2 protein-coding genes are annotated in these 1,337 nt (G+C 67.1%); both read right to left on the reverse strand.

The window, feature by feature from the left end:
• Nucleotides 1-679 (reverse strand): POTRA domain-containing protein (locus AC1D15_RS32530; RefSeq protein ID WP_477829312.1); only part of this gene is annotated, 679 nt, incomplete at its 3' end.
• 7 nt (nt 680-686) lie between these two features.
• A partial coding sequence (gene rseP, locus AC1D15_RS32535) for an RIP metalloprotease RseP (RefSeq protein WP_477829313.1) occupies nt 687-1,337 on the reverse strand: 651 nt, incomplete at its 5' end.

Consider the following 1,337-nt stretch of genomic DNA (forward strand, 5'->3'; position numbering starts at 1 on the left):
TGGTATACCAGCTCAGCCAGCCGCCGTCGTTCAGGTCGAACAGGCCCAGCAGCGTGCTTTCGGAGAACGCATGGCTGCCGAGGATGCGGATCTCGCTGATGCGAGCGGCCGAGCCTTCGGTGATCGTGAAGGTCACGTTGACGCGGTTGCGCTCCTGCGGGGTGACGGTGGTCACGACCTCGGCGCCGTACAGGCTGCGCGTCAGGTACTGGCGCTTGAGCTCCTGCTCGGCGCGGTCGGCCAGCGCCTTGTCGAAAGGCAGGCCTTCGCCGATGCCGAAATCCTTCAGCGACTTGGTCAGCGTGTCCTTGTCGAACTCGCGCAGGCCGACGAAGTCGATGTTCGCGATGACCGAGCGCTCCTCGACGATCACGACGACGACGTTGCCGTCGATCTCGATGCGCACGTCCTTGAACAGGCCGGTGGCGAACAGCGCGCGCAGCGCCGCCGCGCCCTTCTCGTCGTTGTAGGTGTCGCCGATGCGAAACGGCAGCGAGGCGAACACCGTGCCGGCATCGGACCGTTGCAGGCCCTCGACGCGGATGTCTTTCAACTCGAAGGGGGTCACCGCCCAGGCCGATCCTGCATGCAATGCCRCCGCCAGCGCGATGCTGAGGACGGTGGGACGCAGGGAACGGGGGTGGACGGGGCGGAACTGCAGAACGAGGGGATTGCGCATTCGGTGATCAGTGCAGGCCCAACTGCCGGGCCACATCGTTGTAGAGAGCGAGCGACATCATCAAGAGCATGATCGCCACCCCGCCCCGCTGCAGCCGCTCAAGCCACACGTCCGAGAGAGGCTGCCCCGTCACCGCTTCGAAAAGATAATACATCAGGTGTCCCCCGTCGAGGATCGGTAGCGGCAGCAGGTTCAGCACGCCGAGGCTCACGCTGACCGCGGCGATGAACATCAGGAAATAGACCGGGCCGAGCTGGATCGACTTGCCGGCGTAGTCGGCGATCGTGATGGGGCCGCTCAGGTTCTTCAGCGAGGCCTGGCCGATCAGCATGCGGCCGAGCATCTTGATCGTCAGCACCGATGAGTCCCAGGTGCGCTGCACCGCCTGCGTCATGCCGCCCCACAGTCCGTAGCGAACCGTCACCATCTCGTAGGACGCCGCGATGCCGGCCCCGATGCGGCCGACGCGCTGCCCGCCGTCCACCGCGACCGCCGGGCGCACGCTCAGCGTGAGCACCTGGGTGCCGCGCTGCACCCGCCACGGCATGGCCGTCGATTCGCCGTCGGCGCCATTGGCGCGGATCAGCTGCAGCATGCGGTTGGCGTCCGGCACCGGCACGCCGTCGATGTCGAGCACGCGGTCGCCGCGGCGCAGGCC

Source organism: Rhizobacter sp. P2_H2, from assembly GCF_056403375.1.